General features: G+C 66.7%; 12 protein-coding genes. 10 read left to right on the top strand and 2 right to left on the bottom strand.

The window, feature by feature from the left end:
• Window positions 1-105: 105 nt before the first annotated feature.
• Window positions 106-1,131: a LacI family DNA-binding transcriptional regulator gene (locus tag GLA29479_RS05200; RefSeq protein WP_338039929.1), complete on the bottom strand. Its 1,026-nt coding sequence runs from the start codon at window positions 1,129-1,131 to the stop codon at window positions 106-108.
• A 331-nt stretch (window positions 1,132-1,462) separates the two neighbouring features.
• On the opposite strand from GLA29479_RS05200, the gene smc reads away from it, so the two are divergent.
• The 10 genes from smc to GLA29479_RS05150 all read left to right on the top strand — a co-directional run bounded on the left by smc (window position 1,463) and on the right by GLA29479_RS05150 (window position 18,014).
• Window positions 1,463-4,966: a chromosome segregation protein SMC gene (gene smc, locus GLA29479_RS05195; protein ID WP_057970984.1), complete on the top strand. Its 3,504-nt coding sequence runs from the start codon at window positions 1,463-1,465 to the stop codon at window positions 4,964-4,966.
• A 175-nt stretch (window positions 4,967-5,141) separates the two neighbouring features.
• Window positions 5,142-5,912: a cell division protein ZipA gene (gene zipA / locus GLA29479_RS05190; RefSeq protein ID WP_057917858.1), complete on the top strand. Its 771-nt coding sequence runs from the start codon at window positions 5,142-5,144 to the stop codon at window positions 5,910-5,912.
• 855 nt (window positions 5,913-6,767) lie between these two features.
• Window positions 6,768-9,299 (top strand): NAD-dependent DNA ligase LigA, encoded by a 2,532-nt coding sequence (gene ligA, locus GLA29479_RS05185; protein WP_057970983.1) that lies wholly within the window; start codon window positions 6,768-6,770, stop codon window positions 9,297-9,299.
• A complete protein-coding gene (gene epmA, locus GLA29479_RS05180; RefSeq protein WP_057970982.1) occupies window positions 9,296-10,282 on the top strand; it encodes an EF-P lysine aminoacylase EpmA in 987 nt (328 codons plus the stop codon). The genes ligA and epmA overlap by 4 nt, the downstream gene beginning before the upstream one ends.
• Before the next feature lie 116 nt (window positions 10,283-10,398).
• Entirely contained in the window at window positions 10,399-11,115 is a 717-nt protein-coding gene (locus GLA29479_RS05175) for a DUF3011 domain-containing protein (protein WP_057917860.1), read from the top strand.
• A 179-nt stretch (window positions 11,116-11,294) separates the two neighbouring features.
• Window positions 11,295-12,059, top strand: a complete 765-nt coding sequence (locus tag GLA29479_RS05170; RefSeq protein ID WP_237051775.1) for a DUF3011 domain-containing protein — start codon at window positions 11,295-11,297, stop codon at window positions 12,057-12,059.
• 156 nt (window positions 12,060-12,215) lie between these two features.
• Window positions 12,216-13,274, top strand: coding sequence for an S-methyl-5-thioribose-1-phosphate isomerase (mtnA, locus tag GLA29479_RS05165; RefSeq protein WP_057917862.1), 1,059 nt, complete (start codon window positions 12,216-12,218; stop codon window positions 13,272-13,274).
• 530 nt (window positions 13,275-13,804) lie between these two features.
• Entirely contained in the window at window positions 13,805-16,459 is a 2,655-nt protein-coding gene (gene gyrA, locus GLA29479_RS05160; protein WP_082638976.1) for a DNA gyrase subunit A, read from the top strand.
• A 204-nt stretch (window positions 16,460-16,663) separates the two neighbouring features.
• Window positions 16,664-17,257, top strand: coding sequence for a YceI family protein (locus GLA29479_RS05155; protein WP_082638294.1), 594 nt, complete (start codon window positions 16,664-16,666; stop codon window positions 17,255-17,257).
• A 397-nt stretch (window positions 17,258-17,654) separates the two neighbouring features.
• Entirely contained in the window at window positions 17,655-18,014 is a 360-nt protein-coding gene (locus GLA29479_RS05150; RefSeq protein WP_057970981.1) for a DUF1428 domain-containing protein, read from the top strand.
• 132 nt (window positions 18,015-18,146) lie between these two features.
• Here the strand turns inward: GLA29479_RS05150 and GLA29479_RS05145 are convergent, their stop codons facing one another.
• Complete coding sequence (locus GLA29479_RS05145; protein WP_248842798.1) at window positions 18,147-20,063, bottom strand: M4 family metallopeptidase; 1,917 nt, start codon at window positions 20,061-20,063, stop codon at window positions 18,147-18,149.
• Window positions 20,064-20,768: the final 705 nt, after the last annotated feature.

The following is a 20,768-nucleotide window of genomic DNA, read 5'->3' as shown; positions in this document are numbered from 1 at the left end:
GGCTTAAGCGGCGGCCGCGGCAGGGGCGACGGGTTTCGATTTCGGCCCGAGGCGACAAGATTCGCGTTGCGATGCAGCATCGCGCTGCGCATCGGGTCGAAACGCTCAGGTGACGCGCGCGACCAGGTGGGTCGGCAGGATCTCCGACTGCGCCGGGCGGCCTTCGATCATCGCCAGGATCTTGCGCGCCAGCGACACCCCGGCATCGACGAAGTTCTGGTGGATCGAGGTCAGCGGCGGCAGATAGGTCGCGCCGAGCGGGGTGTCGTCGTAGCCGATCACCGAGACGTCTTCCGGCACCCGCCGGCCGCGCTCGATCAGGGCGCGGATCGCGCCGATCGCGAGCAGATCGCTGGCTGCGAACAGGGCGTCGAACTGCGGATGCTCGTCGAGCAACTGGTGCACCGCCTGGGCGCCGGCGCTGACGGTGAAGTTGGCCACGGTCGGGGTCAGCGGCACGATGCCGTGCTCGGCCAGGGTGTCGACGAAACCCTCCAGGCGCTCGGCGAATTCGCCGTGGGCGCTGTCGCCCAGGAACACCGGCCGGCGCCGGCCCAGGGCCAGGAAACGCTCGGCGGCGAGCTTGCCGCCGCGGTGGTTGTCGCTGCCGACCACGACCTGGGTCTCGTGCCGGCTGACCGCACCCCACACCACCATCGGCCGGCCCCAGCGCTGGACCTCGTGCATCGCGTCCTCGTGCGCGCCCTGGCCGAGCAGGATCACCCCGTCGGCGGCCTGCACGCTCGGCAGGGCGCCGCCCTGCAGCGAGGTCAGCAGCACGCTGTAGCCGGCCGAGGTCAGCTCCTGGCTGATGCCGCCGAGCAGATCGAGCGGGTAAGGCCCGGACATCTGCCGCTCGACGGTCGGCTTCATCTCGACCACCACCGCCACGGTCATGCTGCGGCGCAGGCGCAGATTGCGCGCGCTGATATTGAACTGATAGCCCTGTTGCTCGGCCAGTTCCTTGATCTTGGCCCGGGTCTCGGGATTGACCAGGGGGCTGTCGCGCAGGGCGCGCGAGACGGTGATCGCGGAAACGCCCGCCAGTTCGGCCAGATCGGCCATGGTCAGGTGTTCGCCGGCCTTGCGGGCCGGATTGGGTTCGCTGGGACGGCTGCTGCGAGAGCTCATGCGATGCCGTGTCACTCCCTGTCATGGCGGCGGGCGAATGCGGTCGATTCGCCGAATCGGCCATGTTTACCATGAACGCGCGGCGGGACGGAGCCCGTCCGGCGCGGCGCCGGGCAAATCGGCCCGGATCGGCCGCCGTTGCCGGCGCGCCCGCCTGAGGCAGCGCTGAAGCCGTTCGCGGCGAGCCTCGCGCTGGCCCGCTATACTCGCGAGGGAGCGCCGTCCAAAGCGGCATCTCTTCCAAGTGATTCAATAACTTGGGTAGGTTGTCTCATCCATTTTCATGTTTTCACGGCAGCGCCGCCCGGCGCGCCAGGGACCACACCCGCGCATGCGTCTGTCCACGATCAAGCTGTCCGGTTTCAAGTCCTTCGTCGATCCGACCACGCTGCATCTGCCCACCAACATGACCGGTGTGGTGGGGCCCAACGGCTGCGGCAAGTCGAACATCATCGACGCGGTGCGTTGGGTCATGGGCGAAAGCTCGGCCAGCCGCCTGCGCGGCGATTCGCTGACCGACGTGATCTTCGCCGGCTCGTCGGCGCGCAAGCCGGTCTCGCAGGCGATGGTCGAGCTGATCTTCGACAACTCCGACCACACCATCACCGGCGAATTCGCCGCGTTCAACGAGATCTCGGTCAAGCGCACGGTCAGCCGCGACGGCACCAGCCAGTACTATCTCAACGGCGGCAAATGCCGCCGTCGCGACATCACCGACCTGTTCCTCGGCACCGGCCTCGGGCCGCGCAGCTACTCGATCATCGAGCAGGGCATGATCAGCCAGATCATCGAGGCCAAGCCCGAAGACCTGCGCGTTTATCTGGAAGAAGCCGCCGGCATTTCCAAGTACAAGGAACGGCGCAAGGAAACCGAAACCCGCATCCGCCACACCCGCGAGAACCTCGACCGCCTCAACGACCTGCGCGAAGAAGTCGGAAAGCAGCTCGAACACCTGCGCCGGCAGGCACGCCAGGCCGAGCAGTACCAGGCGATCCAGGCCGAGCGCAAGGTCAAGGACGTGGAATGGAAGGCGCTGGAATACCGCGCCCTGGACCAGAAACTGCAAACCCAGCGCGAGCGGCTTTCGCAGCAGGAAACCCGCCTGCAGCAATTGATCGCCGAGCAGCGCGAAGCCGAGCGCGAGCTCGAGACCGGGCGCGTGCGCCGCGAAGAAGCCGCCGAAGCGCTCAACAAGGCCCAGGCCGCGAGCTACGAGGTCGGCGGCGTGCTGGCCCGGGTCGAACAACAGATCCAGCACCAGCGCGAAATGTCCGGCCGTCTGCACAAGGCGCGCGACGAGGCGATGGCGGCCCTGGCCGAGATCGGCGAGCACATCGGCAGCGATCAGTCGCGCCTGGACGTGTTGCTGGCGGCGGTCGCCGATGCGGAACCACGCATCGAGGCGATGCGAGAGGACGACGAGGCGCGTCAGGACGCGCTGCGCGATGCCGAAACCAAGCTCAACGACTGGCAGCAACGTTGGGACGCGCACAGCCGCGAACAGTCCGAAGCCGCGCGCGCCGCCGACGTCGAGCGCACCCGTCTGGAAGGCCTCGATCGGCAGACCCTCGAAGCCGATCGCCGCCGCGAGGCGATGACCAGCGAACGTACCGGCCTGGACGTCGCCGCGCTCGCCGAGGCCTTCGAACAATTGCAGAGCCAGCACGACCTGCAGAAGGAATCGCTGGAAAGCCTGACCGACGAGTTGGAGACCCGCAAGAGCACGGTCTCGGACCTGCAGGAACAACAGCGCGCCACCCAGAACCAACTGGCCGAGGTGCGCAAGCAGGCGCAGACCTCGCGCGGCCGTCTGTCCTCGCTGGAAACCCTGCAGCAGGCCGCGCTCGGCCTGGAGCAGGGCGCCGCGCTGACCTGGCTGCAGGCGCGCGGGCTGGACTCGGCGCAACGCGTCGGCGAAACCCTGACCGTCGAGGCGGGCTGGGAAAACGCGGTCGAAAGCGCGCTCGGCCAACTCATCGAGGGCGTGCTGGTCGAAGCGCCGGAAGCGCTGGTCGACGCGATCGGCGAACTCGGCGAAGGTCGCCTGACCCTGGTCTCGCCCGCGCGCGACGACAGCGTCTACGCACCGACCTCGCTGGCCTCGAAGGTGCAGGGCCCGGCGGCGATCCGCCGCTTGCTGTCGCGCCTGCACGGCGCCGACGACCTGGCCGCCGCGCGCGCGCTGCAGCCGTCGCTGGGCGCGGAAGAAACCGTCATCACCCGCAACGGCGAGCGTCTTGGCGCCGGCTGGGTGCGGGTGCTGCGCTCCGGCGCGGCCAAGCAGGGCGCGCTGCTGCGCGAGCGCGAGATCCAGAGCCTGCGTGCCGAGATCGAGACCCTGCAGAGCCGCGAGCGCGAACTCGAACAGACCCAGATCCAGTTGCGCGATCGCCTGTTGGCGTCCGAGCAACAGCGCGAGGACGCCCAGCGCGCCCTGTACATGGCCCACCGCGGCGTGTCCGAACTGGCCGGGCAGTTGCAGAGCCACCAGGGCCGCCTGGACTCGGCACGTAACCGCATCGAGAAGATCGATGCCGAGCTCGAACAACTGCTGATCCTGATCGATGCCGGCGGCGAGCAGGCGCGCGAAGCGCGCACCCGCCAGGAAGCGGCGATCGAACGCATGGGCGAGTTGGAAGATGCCCGCCTGGAGCTCGAATCCGAACGCCGCCGCCTGTTCGAGGCGCGCGACGCCGCGCGTAACGCCGCGCGCGAATCGCGCGACGCCGCGCATGCATTGAGCCTGACCCTGGAAACCCAGCGCGCCCAGATCGCCGGCCTGAGCCAGGCGCTGGAGCGCATGGGCGGCCAGCGCGGCCAGCTCGATTCGCGTCTGGGCGAACTGTCGGCCCAGCTCGCCGACGGCGACCAGCCGGTGGTCGCGCTGGAACAACAGCGCCAGGTCGCGCTGGAACAGCGCGTCGTCGCCGAACACGACCTGACCGCCGCGCGCACCGCGCTCGACGGCATCGACAACGACCTGCGCAAGTTCGAGCAGACCCGCCAGCAACGCGACGAGCAGGCCCTGCAACAGCGCGAAGCCATCGGCCAGCGCCGCCTGGAACAGCAGGCGCTGGTGCTCAAGGCCGAGACCCTGACCACGGCCATCGCCGAGGCCGGGGCCGTGCTCGAAGACGTGGTCAACGCGCTCGACGAGAACGCCGAACCGCAGGTCTGGGAGCGCACGGTCGCCGAACTCGACGGCAAGCTGCGCCGCCTGGAACCGGTCAACCTGGCGGCGATCGCCGAACACGCCGAGGCGGCGCAGCGCAAGGACTACCTCGACGCCCAGTTCACCGATCTCAACACCGCGCTGGAAACCCTGGAGGATGCGATCCGCAAGATCGACCGCGAGACCCGCGGCCGCTTCAAGGACACGTTCGACCGCGTCAATTCCGGCGTGCAGGAACTGTACCCGCGCCTGTTCGGCGGCGGCCACGCCTACCTCGAACTGACCGGCGAAGACCTGCTCGACACCGGCGTGGCGATCATGGCGCGTCCCCCCGGCAAGCGCGTGTCGAACATCTCGCTGCTGTCCGGCGGCGAGAAGGCGATGACCGCGGTCGCGCTGGTGTTCGCGATCTTCCGTTTGAACCCGGCGCCGTTCTGCCTGCTCGACGAAGTCGACGCGCCGCTCGACGAAGCCAACGTCGGCCGCTTCACCGCGATGGTCAGCGAGATGAGCGAACAGGTACAGTTCCTGTTCGTGAGCCACAACAAGGCGACGATGGAAGCCGCGCAACAACTCTCCGGCGTGACCATGCGCGAGCCCGGCGTCAGCCGTCTCGTCTCGGTCGACCTGGCCGAGGCGACGCGCCTAGCCGGTGCGGCGTAAGCCGCGCGGTCGGGATGAATGATTCGGGACGCAGGGCGGGCGACAGCCGGAGCCTGCGTCGTATTCGTGATTAAGTTCGGGAGTCGGGATAGGGCAGGGAATCGAGAACCGGCGCAGCCGCTTTGACGAATCCCGAATCTCCAATCCCGAATCCCTGCATCAAAAGGAGCAACCGATGTCCGACGTGACACTGCTGCGGATCGGCATCCTCATCGCCGGTCTGATCCTGATCGGCGCGATCGTGTTCTTCGGCCGCCCGCGCAAGCCGGGGCAGGGCAAGCGCGTGGCCCGTGAGGAAGCGCCGCGTGCCGGCGAGCGCAAGCCCGGCGTGAGACAGGAGCCCTCGTTGGGCGAGCAGATCGAGAACGAACTCGGCGAATCGTCGACGGTGCCGGGCGAGGCCACCACCCAGGCCGAGCTGGAACTGTTCGACCGCACCCTGGAAGGCGGCGCCAATGCCGCCAACAGCGATCTCGGCCGTCGCGTCAGCGAAGAGTTCGACAAGATCGTGACCCTGTACCTGGCCGCGCGCGCCGGGCAGAAGCTGCACGGCCCCGACATCGTGGTCGCCGCCGAGAAGGCCGGCCTGGTCTACGGCCACATGGGCGTGTTCCACCGCCTGGTCGAAGGCCACCCTGAGCGCGGCCCGGTGTTCAGCGTCGCCAACATCATGAAGCCCGGCAGTTTCGACATGGCGACGATCCAGTCGTTGGAGACTCCGGCGGTGGCGTTCTTCCTGACCCTGCCGGCGCCGATCCCGGCGCTGGACGCCTGGGAAACCATGCTGCCGACGGCGCAGCGCATGGCCGAGCTGCTGGATGCGGTGGTGCTGGACGAGCAGCGCAATGCCCTCGGCCGCCAGCGCATCGCTCACCTGCGCGATGAACTGCGTGCCTACGATCGCCAGCGCGAAGCGCCGCCGTTGAGCAAGCCGACGCGTTGGTGACGGATAGCGGCGCGATCCGTGCCGCTGCGGTGTCGTAGGGTTCGACCTCGGCTTTCCTGTAGGAGCGGCGTGAGCCGCGACCACGGGACGCGCAGAAGCCGCAACGCCGATGCCGTTCATCGAAGCGGCGTACCCTCGCAGGGGTAGGAGCGGCGCAAGCCGCGACCCCGGGACGCGCAGAGTCCACAACGCCTCCGTCGATGGTCGAAGACGTGAGCTGTCGTAAGGGTAGGAGCGGCGCGAGCCGCGACCGCGTCGCATCGGTCTTGCGGCGTATCGCTCAAGCAAGCACAAGATCAGGATCAGGATCAGGATCAAACGCCAAAAGCTTCCGCCACTAAAGCGGCGGGTTACTTTCTTTTGTCATAAGCAACAAAAGAAAGGTAACCAAAGAAAAATGCTTTTCTTTGAATCACAGGCCCGCACGATCGGTGCCTCCGCAGGGATTTTTCATACGGGACATCCCTGTCCCGATGAAAAACGGCCCGCATCCATGCGGGCCGCCCTCCGGGTCTTCTTTAGCCTTCGCGAGTGCATGGCGGCGCACAGCAACAGCAACAGCAAACGGTGATTCGGATGCGGAGGGGCTGTTTGGGAATCGATGCGGCGTGCTTGTCGCAGCACTCGGCGCTGAATCCGGCGATAGCCCGAAGGCCGAATCCCCCAAAGTGCGTGCCAATCCCGCCGAAGGATTTCCCCCCTTTGAAAAAGTGGGGCTAGAGGGGATTTGCTCTTCCGCTCGCCGGTATCGCCAGCTCGGTCGCGTCCTCGGCGACGCCAACCATCCACAATCGTGCGAATCCCGTTCAAAATGCCATCCGCCCCGCCGTATCGGCAGCGCCAGGACCCACGCCCGTGACGACCGAATCCAAGCAAGACGCCGCCCAGGCCGCGAAGCGCGCCGCCGAGCTGCACCGCCAGCTCGAAGACGCCAACTATCGTTATTACGTGCTCGACGATCCGACCCTGGCCGACGCCGACTACGACCGTCTGCTGCGCGAGCTGGAAGCGCTCGAAGCCGCGCATCCGGACCTGGCCACGCCCGATTCGCCGACCCAGCGCGTCGGCACGGCGCCCTCGGGGGCCTTCGACGAGGTTCGTCACGCGGTGCCCATGCTCTCGCTAGGCAATGCCTTCGCCGACGAGGAAGTGGCCGATTTCGTCCGCCGCATCGAGGAGCGCCTGGACTGCAGCGCGCCGGCTTTCTCGGTGGAACCCAAGCTCGACGGCCTGGCGATCAGCCTGCGCTACGAGGGCGGCCGTTTCGTCCAGGGCGCGACCCGCGGCGACGGCGCCACCGGCGAGGACGTCACCCAGAACCTGCGCACGATCAACGCCATCCCGATGCGCCTGCGTGGCGAGCATTGGCCGCCGGTGCTGGAAGTCCGCGGCGAAATCTACATGCCCCTGGCCGCGTTCAAGGCCTATAACGAGAAGGCCCTCGGCGAGGGCGGCAAGGTCCTGGCCAATCCGCGTAACGGCGCCGCCGGCTCCTTGCGCCAGCTCGACCCGCGCATCACCAAGCAGCGGCCGCTGGCGTTCTACGCCTATGCGGTCGGCCTGGTCGAAGGCTACGAACTTCCGCCGACCCATTCGGCGACCTTGAAACAGTTGCGCGATTGGGGCTTCCCGGTCAGCACCGAGAGCGGCGTCGTCGCCGGTACCGACGGCCTGCTCGGCTATTACCGGCAGATGGGCGCCAAGCGCGATGCGTTGCCGTTCGACATCGACGGCGTGGTCTACAAGCTCGACGACTACGCCGGCCAGCGCGAGATGGGTTTCGTCTCGCGCGCGCCGCGCTGGGCGATCGCGCACAAGTTCCCGGCGCAGGAACAATCGACGGTGCTGGAAGGTATCGACATCCAGATCGGCCGCACCGGCGCGGCGACCCCGGTCGCGCGCCTCAAGCCGGTGCAGGTCGCCGGCGTGGTCGTGACCAATGCGACCCTGCACAACGCCGACCAGATCGCCCGCCTCGACGTACGCATCGGCGACACCGTGATCGTGCGCCGCGCCGGCGACGTGATCCCGGAAATCGTGCGGGTGGTGCCGGAATACCGCGACCCGAACGCGCCGCAATGGCAGATGCCGGGCGAATGCCCGGTGTGCGGTTCGGAGATCGTGCGCGAAGAGGACGGCGTGGTGTGGCGTTGCTCCGGCGAGTTGACCTGCGCCGCGCAGCGCAAGGAGGCGATCCGCCACTTCGCCTCGCGCCGGGCGATGGATATCGAAGGCCTTGGCGAAAAATTTATCGACCTGTTTGTCGAAACCGAGGTCGTAAAATCTCCGGCCGATATATATGCACTTACTCTGGATGACCTTATCCTAGTTAAGCTCGTGCTAGATGCTAATCCTTCTACGGTTGACTCATCTTTACGAATGCACTTGTCAGCGGAGCAGGGAGTGGAGGCTGCTAAACTCTTCGAAGACCCGTCTGCGTTTCGTCTCGATAATTTAGTCGATGTGGATGGCGATGAATGGCGCCCAGACGGGCGTCAGTACGTCATCCGATTAGTGCGTGATCATAAGGTTCGCTTCGAGTGGAATAGGAAGAAGGTCGCGACCAAGTGGGCCGATAATCTGATCGAGGCGATCGACCACAGCCGCAGCACCACGCTCGAACGCTTTTTGTTCGCGCTCGGCATCCAGCACGTCGGCGAGAGCACGGCCAAAGCCTTGTCGGTGTGGTTCGGCGATCTAGAGTTGATCCGTCGCCTGCCGTGGCCCTTGTTCAAGCGCGTGCCCGACGTCGGCGGCGAAGTCGCGCGTTCGCTCGGCCATTTCTTCGATCAGCCCGGCAACCAGCAGGTCATCGACGACTTGCTCGAACGCAAGGTCAAGATCGGCGATACCCACGCGCCGTCGCCGAAGCTGCGCGAAAGCCTGAACCTGGCGACCTTGCTGGTCGACATGGAAATTCCCAAGGTCACGCGGATCCGCGCCGATCAACTCGCGGCCGCGTTCGGCAGCGCCGAGAAGCTGCGCGATGCGCCGGAACATGCCTACATCACCGCCGGCTTGCCGGCCGACAGCGCGCAGGCGCTGACGACGTGGTTGAACGTGGACGAGAACGCGCGCTTGCTGACCCGCGTCGGCGAGGCGCTGGCGCGACTGGATGCGCTGACGCCGGCCGCCTCGGCCGCCGCGAGCGGCCCGCTCGACGGCCAGACCGCGGTGCTGACCGGCAGCCTGACCGCACTGACCCGCGACGAGGCCAAGCTGCGTCTGGAAGCCCTCGGTGCCAAGGTCGCCGGCAGCGTGTCGAAAAAGACCAGTTTCGTCGTCGCCGGCGAAGCGGCCGGTTCCAAGCTCGACAAGGCGCAGGAACTCGGCGTCGAGATCTGGGATGAAGCCAAGCTGCTGGCATTTCTGGCCGAGCACGAATGAACCGCGACCGGCCGTGGCAGCCGTCGGCCTCGTTCGAGACGCTGCGTTTGCGCGCGGGGCTCAACGTCGCGATCCGCGCCTTCTTCGCCGAACGCGGGGTCGTCGAGGTCGAAACTCCGGTGCTGTCGGTCGCCGGCAACACCGATCCGAACATCGCTTCGTTCTCGCTGCAGTTCAGCGGCCGCACCGACGGTGCGCCGCGTACGCGTTGGCTGCGTACCTCGCCGGAGTTTCCGCTCAAGCGTCTGCTTGCGGCCGGCTTCGGCGATTGCTACGAACTCGGCCGGGTGTTCCGCGACGGTGAGGCCGGCGGCCGCCACAACCCCGAGTTCAGCATGCTCGAGTGGTATCGGGTCGGTTGGGATCATCGCCGCCTGATCGACGAAACCGCGGCGCTGGTGCGCATGGCGCTGGGTCTGGTGGGGCGCGATGCCGGCTTGCAGTCGATCGCCTATCGCGAGTTGTACCGCCAACGCCTCGGCCTGGACCCTTTCACTGCCGACGAGTCGGTACTGCGCGCAGCGCTCGGCGAGGTGGTCATCGATCCCGAGGGGTTGAACCGCGACGATTGGCTCGACCTGTTGATGACCCATCGCCTGCAGCCGACCTTCGCCGCCGACGGTCTGCTGGCCGTGCACGATTACCCGGCCTCGCAATGCGCCCTCGCGCGCCTGCGCGACGACGGCGACGGCTGGCCGGTGGCCGAGCGCTTCGAGCTCTATCTCGGCCCGCTGGAACTGGCCAACGGTTATCACGAACTGGCCGATGCGGCCGAGCAGGGCGCTCGTTTCGACCGCGACCGCGCGCTCCGCGCCGAGCGCGGCGTGCCGGCGCCGCCGCGCGACGAGGCCTTGCTGGCCGCGCTCGGCAGCGGTTTCCCGGCCTGCGCCGGCGTCGCCCTCGGCGTCGACCGCTTACTCATGGCGATGCTCGGCACCGACCGCATCGCCGATGTGCTGAGCTTCGATTTCACGCGCGCGTGACCGCGATGAACCCCGCATGCGGCGGCGAACGGTAACTGCCTCGTTTTGATTGCAGTTTCATCGATCGCGGTTAGAGTGATCGGGTCGGGTGCGGGGGGACGTGCATGCGTGGTGTGATGATCGCGATCCAATGGCTGGCGTTCGCCGGTTTGGCGTGCACGCAGGCTCGCGCAGAGCCGGTGGGCGAGCGTCTGTACGGTGGGCGCCTGTTGCGCTGCGCTTCCAGCGGCGAGGAAGTCGTGCGCTGTCCGGCCGATACCCGCGAAGGCGTGCGCCTGGTCCATCGCACTTCGGGAAAGCCTTGCGTCGAGGGAACGAGCTGGGGCGCCGATCGCGGCGGTGTGTGGGTGTCGCAGGGCTGTGCGGCGGATTTCGTGCTCGGCAAGGGCGGCAGCGGCCGCGACAGCACGACTGGTGCACGCGTGATCAAGTGTGAGTCGCGCGGCGGCCGCTGGAACCATTGCCCGGCCAAGATCGGCGAGGGCGTGGTACTGGCCCAGCAACTTTCCAAACAACCTTGCCTGCGCAATCAAAGTTGGGGCGCCGACAAGCAGGGCATCTGGGTTTCGGGCGGTTGCCGCGCCGAATTCCGTCTGCTCGGTGTCGAGGAACCGACCGGACAGGCGCGCAAGCCCTTGCTGCGTTGCGAATCGCAGGACCGGCGCGCACGCCGTTGCGATGGCGAAACCGGCCTGGGCGTGCGCATGGTCAAGCAGTTGTCGAAGACCGAGTGCATCGAAGGTCGCAGTTGGGGCTACGACGCGCACGGGGTCTGGGTCGAGGACGGCTGCCGTGCCGACTTCGAGCTCGACTATCGCCGCAACGGCGGATGATCCGACGGCGTGCCACGGCCGGCAGTTTGCCGATCGAGGTGCGACGCTGCACTGCAACAACGGCGCAAACTAAGCGAGTCATGAACGTTTTTGGCTCTCCGCCACGAAGGGCGAAAATCTTGAGCTGGCGTTAAGCGGGTTCAGATAGAGTCCTTGGCACATTGACAAGGAGCATGAACATGTCCGCACGCATTCTTTCCGGTTTGAGCTTGATGGTCGGCCTCGGCATGGCCGCCGGCGCCGCACAAGCCGCGCCGCAATACGACGATTACGGTTACAACAACGTGATCCGTTGCGAATCCACCGACAACCGCGAGCGTCGTTGCGACGCCGATACGCGCGGCGGCGTGCAGCTCAGCCGGCAGTTGTCCAAGTCTTCGTGCAGCCAGGGACGCAGCTGGGGTTACGACCGCTCGGGCATCTGGGTCCGCGAAGGTTGCCGCGCCGAGTTCACCCTCGGCCGTGGCGGCGGCGGTTGGAACGGCGGCGGTGGTGGCTGGAACGGCGGTGGCGGCAGCGGCGAAGTCGTGCGCTGCGATTCCAACGACAACCGCCCGCGCACCTGCCGCATCGACGGCAATCGCGCACGTCTGCAACGGCAGATTTCGAGCTCGCCGTGCATCGAGGGCCGCAGTTGGGGTTCGCGCCCCGGTGAGGTCTGGGTAAGCGACGGTTGCCGCGCCGAATTCGTCGCTTCGCGCGGCGGTGGCGGCGGTGGTGGCGGCTGGAACGGAGGCGGCGGTGGCGGTTGGGGCGGCGGCCAGGAAGTCAGCTGCGAGTCGCGCAACAATCGCCAGAACCGCTGCAACATGTCGATTCGCCGCGATGCGCGCCTGATCAAGCAGAACTCCGGTTCGCCTTGCATCGAAGGCCAGACCTGGGGCTGGGACCGCAACGGCGTGTGGGTCGCCGGCGGCTGCCGCGGCGTGTTCCGGGTCAACTGATCGCAATACCCGCATCCTGCGCATGCACAGACGCCCCCGGTCGCAAGGCCGGGGGCGTCGTCGTTTCGGCCGCTGTTCCGGGGCGAATGTTTTCGCGGCCGGTGCTTCGGGGGCCGGTGTTTCGGGGCCGACACGCGCATCCGTTAAACTGCGCGCATGAACGACGCCATCGATTTCGACCGCTACGACCGCATCCGCCCGATCCGCTGGACCGGAGACGCCCTCGAACTGCTCGACCAGCGCAAGCTGCCTTTCGCCGTGGAGTACGTGCGCTGCGACGACAGCGATGCGGTCGCCGCGGCGATCCATGCGCTGACCGTGCGCGGCGCCCCGGCGATCGGCATCGCCGCCGCCTGGGGCGTGGTCCTGGCCGCGCGCGAGGTCGAAGCCGGCAACGGCGTCGAAGCCCTGGCGGCGATCGAGCCGGCCCTGCAGCGCCTCAATGCGGCGCGCCCGACCGCGGTCAACCTGGCCTGGGCCCTGGCGCGGATGCGCCGGGTGTTGGCCGGCGCCGGCGGCGATTGGCGCGAGGTCCTCGCCCGCGAGGCGCAGGCGATCGCCGATGAAGATCTGGCCGCGAACCGGCGCATGGGTGCGCTCGGCGCGGCGCTGATCGAGCCCGGCAGCGGCGTACTGACCCATTGCAACACCGGCTCGCTCGCGACCGCCGGCTTCGGTACCGCGCTCGGCGTGATCCGCGCCGGCGTGGCCCAGGGCCGCATCGATGCGGTGTTCGCCGGCGAGACCCGGCCCTGGCTGCAGGGCGCGCGCCTGACGGTGTGGGAGCTGGAACAGGACGGCATCGCGCCGACCCTGATCGCCGACTCGGCGGCTTCGCACCTGATGAAGACCGGCAAGGTGCGCTGGGTCATCGTCGGTGCCGACCGCATCTGCGCCAACGGCGACACCGCCAACAAGATCGGCACCTACCAGTTGGCCATCGCCGCGCGCCATCACGGCGTGCGCTTCATGGTCGCCGCGCCGTCGTCGACGGTCGACATGGACACCTTGTCGGGCGACGCGATCGAGATCGAAGAACGCGACCCGGGCGAGTTGTTCGCGGTCGGCGGCACGCGCACCGCGGCCGAGCGGGTGGGTGCCTGGAACCCGGTGTTCGACGTGACCCCGCACGAGCTGATCGACGCCATCGTCACCGAGCGCGGCGTGATCGAGCGCCCCGACGAGGCGGCGATGCGGGCGGCGTTCGGCGGCTGAGCCGGCGCCTCGGCGGCCGGCCGAGGCTTCTGCGGGCCGTCCGCAAGCCGGGCAGGGCACCGGCGCGGTGACGGTGCACAGCGCTCGCTGGCGGCGTCCAGGGCGCTGGCCGAAGCGGCCCGGCCAGGGCTTGCTCGACTCCCCGCTGGCTTCGTCCGCCGGGCCGACCGTCTTCCGGGCCGGCCGTCTTTTCGGGCCTGCGGACGGCGTTCGCGGGCTGCCTGGCAGACCGGTTTCGCGGCCTGCGCGAGCGGCTTTGCGGCCGCCGGCAAACCGCCTTGGCCGAGCCTGCGGCGATCCCCCCGCGACGGATGCTGCAGCGCAGCTGAAAATCACATCCAAGTGATTGTTTCTGCGTGGGAATCAGGCCCCTGTGAAACCGCGTTTCGTGGTATGATTTCCAGTCACTTTTACGCCGCCCCGAGCGAGCTGCAGGACAGGCCCGCTGGGACCCTGTTGGCGGCATTCCGACTGGAATGCCGGTGCCGTTCGTCCGGGGCGTCCGAATCACCGCACGCAACGGAACCCTGATGGCCGAACTCGCCAAGGAAATCATCCAGGTCAATCTCGAAGACGAGATGCGCCGCAGCTATCTCGATTACGCCATGAGCGTGATCGTCGGGCGCGCGCTTCCTGACGTTCGAGACGGCCTCAAGCCTGTGCACCGCCGCGTCCTCTACGCCATGAGCGAGCTGGGCGCTCACAGCAACAAGCCGCACTTCAAGTCGGCGCGTATCGTCGGTGACGTGATCGGTAAGTACCACCCGCACGGCGATCAGTCGGTCTACGACACGCTGGTGCGCATGGCGCAGCCGTTCTCGCTGCGTTATCTGCTGGTCGACGGCCAGGGCAACTTCGGTTCGGTCGACGGCGACTCCGCCGCGGCGATGCGTTACACCGAATCGCGCATGGCCAAGCTCACCCACGAGCTGATGGCCGACATCGACAAGGAAACCGTCGACTTCCAGCCCAACTACGACGAGAAAGAGCTCGAACCCACGGTCATGCCGACCCGGGTGCCGAACCTGCTCGTCAACGGCTCGGCCGGTATCGCCGTGGGCATGGCGACCAACATTCCGCCGCACAACCTGTCGGAAGTGATCGAGGCGACCATCGCCCTGATCAACGATCCCGAGCTGGACGTCGATGCGCTGATGGAATACATCCCCGGCCCCGATTTCCCGACCGCCGGCATCATCAACGGCACCGCCGGCATCATCAACGCCTACCGCACCGGTCGCGGCCGCGTGCGCATGCGCGCGCGCGCCGAGATCGAGGTCAACGAGAGCACCGGCCGCGAGGCGATCGCGGTCACCGAGATCCCGTACCAGGTCAACAAGGCCCGTTTGATCGAAAAGATCGCCGAGCTGGTCAAGGAAAAAAGGCTCGAGGGCATCAGCGAGCTGCGCGACGAGTCCGACAAGGACGGCATGCGCATCTTCATCGAGGTCAAGCGCGGCGAATCGGCCGAAGTGGTGCTCAACAACCTCTATCAGCAGACGCAGATGGAGTCGGTGTTCGGCATCAACATGGTGGCCTTGGTCGACGGCCGCCCGCAGTTGCTCAACCTCAAGCAGATCCTCGAAGCCTTCATCCGTCACCGCCGCGAAGTGGTGACCCGCCGCACCATCTTCGAGCTGCGCAAGGCGCGCCAGCGCGCGCACATCCTCGAAGGCCTGACGGTCGCGCTCGCCAACATCGACGAGATGATCGAACTGATCAAGACCTCGGCGAACCCGAACGAAGCGCGCGAGCGCATGCTCGAGAAGACCTGGGAACCGGGTCTGGTCGGTGCGCTGCTCGGCGCCGCCGGCGCCGAGGCCTCGCGTCCGGAAGACCTGCCGGCCGGCGTCGGCCTGGCCGACGGCCGCTATCAGCTGACCGAGGTCCAGGCCACCCAGATCCTGGAAATGCGCTTGCACCGCCTGACCGGCCTGGAGCAGGAAAAGCTCACCGAGGAATACAAGCTGCTGTTGGAAGCGATCCGCGGCCTGATCGAGATCCTCGAGAATCCCGACGTGTTGCTGGAAGTGATCCGCACCGAACTGCGCAACCTCAAGGAAGAATTCGGCGATGCGCGCCGCAGCGAAATCCGCGCCAGCGAAGAGGATCTCGACATCCTCGACCTGATCGCGCCGGAAGACGTGGTCGTGACCCTGTCGCATTCGGGCTACGCCAAGCGCCAGCCGGTCAGCGCCTATCGCGCGCAGAAGCGCGGCGGCAAGGGCCGCAATGCGGCCTCGACCAAGGACGAGGATTTCATCGACAAGCTGTGGTTGGTCAACACCCACGACACCTTGCTGACCTTCACCAGCGCCGGCCGGGTGTTCTGGCTGTCCGTGCACCAACTGCCGGATGCCGGCCCGAACGCGCGCGGCCGTCCGATCATCAACTGGCTGGCGCTGGAAGCCGGCGAGCAGGTGCAGGCGGTGTTGCCGGTGCGCGCCTACGACGACGATCACTTCGTGTTCTTCGCCACCCGTAACGGCACGGTCAAGAAGACCCCGCTGAGCGAGTTCGCCTTCCGTCTGGCGCGCGGCAAGATCGCGATCAACCTCGACGACGGCGACGCCTTGGTCGATGTGGCTCTGACCGACGGTCAGCGCGACGTGATGCTGTTCGCGAGCAACGGCAAGGCCGTGCGCTTCTCCGAGAGCTCGGTGCGCGCGATGGGCCGCACCGCGACCGGCGTGCGCGGCATCCGTCTGGCCGAAGGCGACGAGGGCGCGAGCAACGCCTTCGTCGTCAGCATGGTGGTGATCGACGGCGACGGCGACATCCTGACCGCCAGCCAGCGCGGTTTCGGCAAGCGCACCGCGGTCGAGGAATACCCCTGCAAGGGCCGCGGCACCCAGGGCGTGATCGCGCTGAAGACCACCGACCGCAACGGCGCCCTGGTCGGTGCGATCCAGCTCAGCGACCACCACGAAGTGCTGATGATCTCCGACGGCGGCACCCTGGTGCGCACGCGCGCCGACGGCATTTCGCAGGTCGGCCGCAACACCCAGGGCGTGACCCTGATGCGTTTGGCCGAGAACGAAAACCTGCAGACCATCGAACGCCTCGACGCATCGCTGGACGATGCCGAAGAAGGCGGCGAGACCGACCTGCCGGCGGTGCCGGGCGGCGCGGTCGAGGCCGCTCCGGCCGCGGATGCGCAGGAGCCTTCGTCGCCGGAAGCCTGATACGGCCGGTGTAACGATCCAGGAAAACGCCGCCTTCGGGCGGCGTTTTTTTTGCGCCGGCATCGGAATGAACAGGCGCGAGCTGACGCACAGATGACGCCGGAATGACGAGTTTGAGCGTAAGCGCTCAGTTCGGGCGCTCGCGGTTGCGGCCCGCGAAGCGACGGTGCTAGTTTGCCGGCACCTCCAGCTCGGATTTCCGCGATGAACTCAGTCACCCGTTCGGCTCTGGCTACGTTGGCGCTGTTGGCCGGTTCGTCCCTCGCAGGCGGCGCTCAGGCGGCGCCGGTCGCCTACAAGATCGATCCTTCGCATACCTATCCGAGTTTCGAAGCCGATCACATGGGCGTGTCGGTGTGGCGCGGCAAATTCAACAAGTCCGAGGGCACGGTCGTGCTCGACAAGAAGGCCGGCAGCGGTACGGTCGAGGTCACGATCGATACGAAGAGCATCGACTTCGGCCTGGATGCGATGAACGAGCATGCCAACAAGCCCGAGCTGTTCGACACCGCCAAGTTTCCGACCGCGACCTACAAAGGCAAGTTCGCCGATTTCGTCGCCGGCGCGCCGACCCGGGTCGACGGCGAGCTGACCCTGCACGGCGTGACCAAGCCGCTGAGCCTGAAGATCGCCAAGTTCAAATGCATCCCGCATCCGATGCTCAAGCGCGAGCTGTGCGGCGCCGACGCCAGCGCGAGCTTCCAGCGCGACCAGTTCGGCATGGCGGCCGGCAAGGAGTACGGTTTCAGCATGAACGTGGATCTGCGCATCCAGGTCGAGGCAGTCGCCGCCGAATAAGCAGCGAGCCGCCGAGCGGGCCTCGGCAAATCTATGACGCAACGCGCCGCCTTCGAGGCGGCGCGTCTGTTTTGACGCACCGCCCGACGATCGCCGAGCGGTCCGCGTCAGGGGCCACGCCAGGCCGCGCCGTCGTTGCCCAGCCGGTGCACTGGTCCAGCGCCCGATTCCACGCAATGATCACGCTGCGTTTCCAGTGGCTGGGTTACTCCTGCGCGGGCCCGTCATTGCAGGCGCGGCTATCGCTGCTTCCTGCGCAGCGTCGCTGCCGGTCCGCCATACCGATACGCGATGGCAGGCAGGCGCGCTAGTCCGGACGCAGCTTCCGAGTGGAACCGGTTCGTAATCGGACCTGTTTCGCCCTTGAAACCGGGGACTGTCCCCGCTAGGAGGAGGTATGAGTTACGTCGATGGTTTCGTATTGGCGGTACCGAAGAAGAATCTCGCCGCTTATCGCCGGCTCGCACGCAAGGCCGGCAAGATATGGATGGAATTCGGCGCGCTGCAGTACGTCGAATCGGTCGCCGACGACGTCAAGCCCGGCAAATCCACCTCGTTCCCGCAGGCGGTGAAGCTCAAGCCGGACGAGGTCGTCGTGTTTTCGTGGATCGTGTACAAGTCGCGCGCGCAGCGCGATCGCATCAACAAGAAGGTCATGGCCGACCCGCGCCTGGCCGACATGATGGACCCGAAGGCCTTGCCGTTCGACGGCAAGCGGATGATCTTCGGCGGTTTCAAGTACGTGGTGTCTTACTGAGCTCCAAGCCGGAACCTGCCGTACGACCGCCCGCGATCGCAGACGGGATCTCGCGCGGAACAGAAAACCCCGGCCGTAGCCGGGGTTTTCCTTGTCCTCAACCGGACGTGTTCGTTACCGGAGCGATCCGGATCAGAACGTGATGCTCCAGGTGTCGATACGGCCGACGTCCGCATTGGCGTTGTCGTTCACGCGCAGCTTCCAGGTACCGTTGAGCGGTTCGCTGGACAGGTTGAAGGTGAAGGTGCCGCTGAGGTTGTCGGCGCTGCCGCCGGCGCGGTTGCTGATGTTGTACAGCGAGCCATCCGGAGCCACCAGGTCGACCTTCAGGTCGCCGCGGTAGGTGTGGATGATGTTGACCGACACCGAAGCGTTGGTCGGGGCATTGCCGGTACGGCCGGACACGGTGATCGGGCTGTCGACGGTGGAGTTGTCGTTGATCGCGTAGTCGGTGCCGTTGGTGTACGTCGTGCCCGGACCCGGGCCCGGGCCGCCGGGGCAGTCGACGCCGACGGTCAGGAACGCGGCCGAGACGTCGGCGACGGTATAGCCCAGATCCGTGGCGGCCTTCTCGACGCCGCAGGCGCCGTTGATGAAGTCGGTGCTCGGGGTCCAGTAGTCCTTGTTCGCCTTGGCGAAGGCCTTGAACGCCTTCGGCGTATCCCAGCCGGCCTTGGTGGCGAGCAGGTAGAACGCCTTGTTGAACACGCCGGACGAGTAGTGCACGTCCATGCCCGAGGTGTAGTTGCTGGCGTGACCGATCGAACGGCCGTCCTGCGGCGGGTTGGCCATGTAACGCAGCGCGCCGGTGCCCTTGAAGATCTGCGCACCGACGAGGAAGTCGTTGGTGCCGTTCATGAAGAACTCGGCGGCTTCGCCGGCGATGTCGGAATAGGCTTCGTTGATGCCGCCGGACTGGCCCGAGTAGATCAGGCCCGACTGCTGTTCGGTGAAGCCGTGCGAGACTTCGTGCGCCGACACGTCCAGGCTCACCAGCGGGTAGAACGTGGTGCGGCCGTCGCCGAAGGTCATGGCCGAGCCGTCCCAGAACGCGTTCTCGTAGCTGTTGCTGTAGTGCACGCGCATGCTCAGCTGGAACGTCAGCGGCGGCAGGCCGACATAGCTGTTGTACATGTCGAACACGACCTTGCCGAAGTAGTGAGCGTCGTTCAGCGGCGAGAACGCGCCGTTGATCGCCTTCACCGTGTTGCGCGGGCAGGTGAACGAATACGCCGTGCTGCCGCTGGTGCCGTGATTGAGGTTCACGGTCTTCACGTTGGCGTTGTTCATCGTGCAGGTGCTGCCGCTCTGCGTGACGTCGTTGAAGCCGAAGTTGGTGCCGTACTCGTACTGGCCCGTCTTCTGGTTGCCGCCGGGGCCGGTGGCGACCAGCGCGTGGTTCAGGCCTTCCCACTGCTTCAGGACCTTGCCGCTGTTGGCGTCGACGATCACGAACGGACGCGTCGGCTCGCCGCCCTGGGCGGCATCGGCGAAGTAGTTGACGACATAAGCCATGTGGGCGCGGCCGTTGTCGTCGATGTAGATCATCTGACGGCTGCTTTCATTGCGCGTCTGCAGCGCGCCGACGCGCTTGCCGAGGGCGGCGCTCTTGGCCACGCTCAGGGCCTGCGCCTGGCTCAGCTTGGGCGAGGTGGCCGGCAGTTCGGCGGCGAGGCCTTCGACCGAACGGCCGAACAGGCTGCGCACGTTGCCGCTGGCATCTTCGCTGACGACGACGTGCTCGCCGAAGATCGGCACGCCGCGGAAGCTCTGCTGGTAGCGATAGTTGCGGGTGCCGTTGTCGTCCTGGCTGCTCTTGAGCACGGTCAGGCTGGAGTTGGAGTCCAGCGCGATCAGTTCGGCATGGCGGACGTTGGCCTTGGCGGCGGCGCCGGACTTGGCGATGGCGGCCTGGTACTGCTTGTTGAGCTGAGCGACGTCCTTCTGGTGCAGGTCGACGCGCTGAGCGGCGCCTGCTGCGCCCGAGATGAGCGCGAACGACATGGCGATGGACAGGGCATGCAGGGTCGGTGATACGTTGCGATTCACTGGTATTACCCCCGAAACGAGTGTGGATGATGGCCGCGGGCGCGGCCGGCTCATTGCTCGTGCATCCGTTCCCCCGTAGCCCGACACCCCAGCCACCGATGCGATGTGGTTGCGGCGAGTGGGTGGGCAAGCTCCGTGCGGATACCGCGTCGACGTGCGGCGCGGCGGAGGGACGCTATGGGCGGGTCAAAAAATCCGTCAAACCGGGCTACCGAAGTCACACACCGAATGCGACTTGTGCATGAGCATCGGCAAAATGATTTCTTCTGAAAGTGTTCTGCCGCCTCACTTACGGCGATTCGCGCCGCGAACGCGCTCACGAAAACGTCCGTAATAATGTTTCACTTATGTTGCTGCATTGCAGCAGGGTATTGCGGATCGGGTAGGGCGGATAAGGCCTATTTGCGTTGGATTAATGTGACCGCGGTCGTCCGCGGGCGGCGAATCGTGGCGCAATGCGCACCGCGATAACTACCTGCGTTGGCGCCGAAATGCGCAATTCGTTGCCGGATCGATTATGTCCATTACCCGCTGTGATGCTTGCACGCGTGGTTCTGCTAGCTCCATTGCAGTATTCGATCATTATGTTTGCTCATAAGGCGATGCGGTTTTCCGGAAACCGGAACGGTGCCTCAAATCGGCGCCGGCATGCGGCGGTGGATAGAAGGGAACGGGCGCGGTGCATGGCGCGGACGGGCGTCCGGT

This window comes from Lysobacter antibioticus (genome assembly GCF_001442535.1).
Taxonomy (GTDB): domain Bacteria; phylum Pseudomonadota; class Gammaproteobacteria; order Xanthomonadales; family Xanthomonadaceae; genus Lysobacter; species Lysobacter antibioticus.
Note: the sequence above shows the minus strand (reverse complement) of the source record. Positions and strands in the feature narration are given on the sequence as shown.